This window comes from Microbacterium sp. (assembly GCF_051953575.1).
GTDB lineage: Bacteria > Actinomycetota > Actinomycetes > Actinomycetales > Microbacteriaceae > Microbacterium.
Window position 1 is genome coordinate 1 of record NZ_JBQCIP010000228.1, and the last position, 3,474, is coordinate 3,474.

Sequence of the window (3,474 nt, forward strand, 5' to 3'; positions counted from 1 at the left end):
CCGTCGGCGGGCGTGGGGTCGGTCATGCGAGGACTCCGTCCTTCTGGTAGCCGGTCGAGCCGAAGCCGCCTTCGCCGCGGACGCTGTCGGGCAGCTCCTCCACGGGGATGAAGCGGGCGCGCGGCACCGGCATCACGATGATCTGTGCGATGCGGTCGCCGACCGCGATGTCGTGCGCATGCTCGCGGTCGGTGTTGAGCAGGATGACCTTGATCTCGCCGCGGTAGCCGGCGTCGATGGTGCCGGGCGCGTTCACGACCGTGATGCCGTGCTTGGCGGCCAGACCGCTGCGCGGCACCACGAAGGCGACGTGTCCCTCCGGAAGCGCGATGCGCACGCCGGTGCCGACGAGTGCGCGCGCGCCGGGTTCGAGGCGCACCGCCTCGGCGGCGACGAGGTCGGCTCCCGCGTCGCCCGGGTGCGCGTACACCGGGACGTCGGAGGCGATAATGGGGACGTCCACCGTTTCAGTCACCCAACGAGGGTAATGCAGAACACAGCGCGCAATGCCGGGCCCGCAGAGGCCGCCGCCGGACGAGTCCCCGCGGACCGATACCGAGAGCGTCTGGGGCCCTCGCTGTGGGTCCTCGTCGCCGCCGCACTGGCCGGCCCGATGGCGGCACTGGTGTTCACCCCCATCGACACCACCGTGGCGCTCGTGATCGGCGCGGCCGTCAGCGTTCTCGTGATCGCGCTGCTGATCCTCGCCGCTCCGACGGTCCGCGTCGAGCGAGGCGAGCTCCGCGCGGGACGCGCACACATCGGCGTCGAGTTCCTCGGGGATCCCGAAGCGCACCTCGGCGACGATGCGCGTCACCAGCGGGGCGCGGGCCTGGATCCCCGTGCCTGGCACCTGATCCGCGGCGGGATTGACGGTGTCGTCGTGATCCCGGTCGTAGATGCAGACGATCCGACGACCGCGTGGGTGATCTCCTCGCGGACGCCGGATCGGCTTGCTGCCGCTGTGCGGCGGGCTCAGGTCAAGCGGAGCACTCAGCGCAGATAGGACCGTCTGCGCTCTCGTGATCGAGCTGCGAGCGGTGCTTCACCAGGAAGCAGTTCGCGCAGGTGAACTCGTCCTCCTGCGCGGGGAGAACGACGACGTCGAGTTCGAGGTCCGAAAGGTCGGCTCCCGGCAGCTCGAAGCCCGACGGGTTGTCGGCGTCCTCCACATCGACCGAGCCCGAGAGCTTGTCGGGGACTCGCTCCTTGAGCGCCTCGATCGACTCGCTGTCGTCCTCGGTCTTGCGGGGGGCGTCGTAATCGGTGGCCATGCGTGAAGATCTCAACTTCCGGGGTATCGCGGGTTGCGCTCGCCCTTGCGGGCGGCGATAGTTTGCACGACGGCTCTGGTTTTCGCAAATGCGGAGCGCCGGCTTCACACCGTGCGTTCGCGTGAAACTCGCGGCACGCGTGGGATATTCCCGGCCCACGGTGCGCCCTGTGACAGCATGGGCGGGACAGCTGGAAGGGGCGTTCGCATGGAACAGCTCAAGGTCATCGGAACCGAGGACGACAAGCTCATCCTGGCGACCGAGTCGGGCGACAGGTTCTCGCTCGATGTGGACGACGTGCTGCGGGTGGAACTGCGCAAGGCACGTCGCGATCGAGACCCCGAGGCGCAGGCGCCGCGGCCCAGTCCCCGTGAGATCCAGTCGCACATCCGCGCCGGCCTCTCTGCTCGCGAGGTCGCCGAGCTGCTGGGCGCCCGCGTCGAGGACGTCGAGCGCTTCGAGGGCCCGGTGCTCGCTGAGCGCGAGCACATCGTCGGTCAGGCGCTTGCCGTGCCCGTGCTGCTGGGGGGCGATTTCGACGGCGACGGCCAGTCGACCTTCGGGTCGGCGGTGCGGATCAAGCTCGCCGAGGCGGGCGCATCGGGCGAACGGTGGACCAGCTGGAAAGAGGCCACCGGCTGGATCGTGAAGCTCGAGTTCACCGCGGGCGACATCGACCACGATGCCCGCTGGGGGTTCGACCCGCGCCGCAGCACGCTGTCGCCGCTCAACTCCGATGCGGTCCAGCTCTCGCGTCAGGGGTCGCTGCCCGACGGGCTGATCCCTCGGCTGCGCGCGCTCGACACCGTGAACCCGAAGGACGACTCGCGGTTCGACAGCGGCGCCTTCGGTCCCCGTCGCCTTCCCGATGCCGACCTCGAGTCCCCCGACCTGCCGGCTCCCGCCGCTCCCGCCGTGCAGGAGGCGGCGATCAAGCGTGCGACCGAGCCCGCCGTCGTGACCTCCGCCGAGACGGCGGATCTGCTCGAGGCACTGCGTCGTCGCCGCGGTCAGCGCGAACCGCTGCCCGGTGCCGAAGAGGTGGCCGCCGCACCGCGCGGGCCGGCCCCGGTCGCGCTGTTCGACGCGCTGGAGCCCGGGTACGACGAGTCGTCGGCGGATGATGAGCAGGCGCCCTCGGACTACCAGGCGCCCTCCCCCGCGGTGGTGGCCGAGGCCGGCCGCCGCAAGGGGCGCACGTCCATGCCCTCGTGGGACGAGATCGTCTTCGGCGCCCGCACCGAGGACTGACTCAGGCGAACGCGCCCAGCCGGATGAGCGGCACCGTCCGCTCCTCGTCGGTGAGCGACCCGTGCTGACCGATCATCTTCTGCGGTGCCTTGTCGGCGAGGCGGTCGTCGTAATAGGCGATGCCCGCACGCGGTGCCACGATCACGTCGCCGATCCGCTCGCGCACGTCGGCGGCGACGTCGCCGAGCAGCCCTGATGAGATCAGCTCGTCGCGCGAGACGATCCAGGATCGGGATGCCTCTGCCTCCCACCATCGCGCCAGCACGCCGTCGGCCTGACCCGGCTCGGTGTAGAGGTGCAGCATCCGCGGCTCGCCGCCGATGAGACGGACACCCTCGACGAGCCCGTCGCCCTCCTGCAGCAGGACGTGGCGGTGCCGGGGCACGTCGATCATGCCGTGGTCAGACGTCACCACGACGCCGGTGCCACGGTCCAGGGCGCCCGAGAGCGTGCGGGCGGCGGTATCCACCGTCTCCAAGGTCGCGACCCACTCGTCGGACTCCCAGCCGCGCCGGTGACCGACCGCGTCGAGATCCGGCGCATACAGGTAGACGAGCGACCCCGGGGTGCGTGCGGCCAGGTCGGCGGCGAGGCGCACGCGTTCGCCGAGGTCGTCGGCGGCATGGAATTCGGCCCCGCCGAGGGTGGCGGCGGTGAAGCCGGTGCCGGCGTACTCGCTGCGCGACACCGCGAAGAACGGGCGGCCGAGCGACGTCGGCAGCGGCGTCGCACGCTGGAACGCCAGCGGCAGGCCGTCGGTGTCCCATCCGCGCAGCTGGTTGACGACGTCGTCGGTGCCGGGGATGCGGGCGCGATAGCCGACGATGCCGTGCTCGCCGGGCAGGGTCCCGGTCAGCAGGCTCGTGAGGGCGGCGGCCGTCGTCGACGGGAAGACGGTGCGGGCGGCATCCTTCTTCGTCCGCGCCTCGGAGAGGAACCGGGCGTGGCC

At 71.2% G+C, this 3,474-nt stretch carries 5 protein-coding genes; 2 read left to right on the forward strand and 3 right to left on the reverse strand.

Annotation, left to right across the window (positions count from 1 at the left end; all coding sequences use genetic code 11):
* Positions 1–22: 22 nt before the first annotated feature.
* The gene (gene dut, locus ACTHNQ_RS13690) at positions 23–475 is read right to left on the reverse strand and encodes a dUTP diphosphatase (protein ID WP_026305453.1); all 453 of its coding nucleotides are present in this window, start codon (positions 473–475) and stop codon (positions 23–25) included.
* A gap of 12 nt (positions 476–487) precedes the next feature.
* Between dut and ACTHNQ_RS13695 the strand changes: the two genes are divergently transcribed.
* Positions 488–1,006: a DUF3093 domain-containing protein gene (locus ACTHNQ_RS13695; protein WP_440334201.1), complete on the forward strand. Its 519-nt coding sequence runs from the start codon at positions 488–490 to the stop codon at positions 1,004–1,006.
* Here the strand turns inward: ACTHNQ_RS13695 and ACTHNQ_RS13700 are convergent.
* On the reverse strand, positions 981–1,274 hold the full coding sequence (locus tag ACTHNQ_RS13700) for a DUF4193 domain-containing protein (protein WP_018170895.1): 294 nt from the start codon (positions 1,272–1,274) through the stop codon (positions 981–983). The two genes, ACTHNQ_RS13695 and ACTHNQ_RS13700, sit on opposite strands and share 26 nt — an antisense overlap.
* 207 nt (positions 1,275–1,481) lie before the next feature.
* On the opposite strand from ACTHNQ_RS13700, the gene sepH reads away from it, so the two are divergent.
* Entirely contained in the window at positions 1,482–2,525 is a 1,044-nt protein-coding gene (gene sepH / locus ACTHNQ_RS13705) for a septation protein SepH (RefSeq protein WP_440334203.1), read from the forward strand.
* A gap of 1 nt (position 2,526) precedes the next feature.
* On the opposite strand, the gene ACTHNQ_RS13710 is transcribed toward sepH, so the two are convergent.
* Positions 2,527–3,474: alkaline phosphatase family protein (locus ACTHNQ_RS13710; protein WP_440334205.1), on the reverse strand; the 948-nt coding region annotated here is incomplete at its 5' end.

What these genes read in the sequence shown, in the direction of transcription:
- ACTHNQ_RS13695 (WP_440334201.1), top strand. Translation starts at nt 488, where the DNA reads ATGCAGAACACAGCGCGCAATGCCGGGCCCGCAGAGGCCGCCGCCGGA.
- ACTHNQ_RS13700 (WP_018170895.1), bottom strand. Translation starts at nt 1,274, where the DNA reads ATGGCCACCGATTACGACGCCCCCCGCAAGACCGAGGACGACAGCGAG.
- sepH (WP_440334203.1), top strand. Translation starts at nt 1,482, where the DNA reads ATGGAACAGCTCAAGGTCATCGGAACCGAGGACGACAAGCTCATCCTG.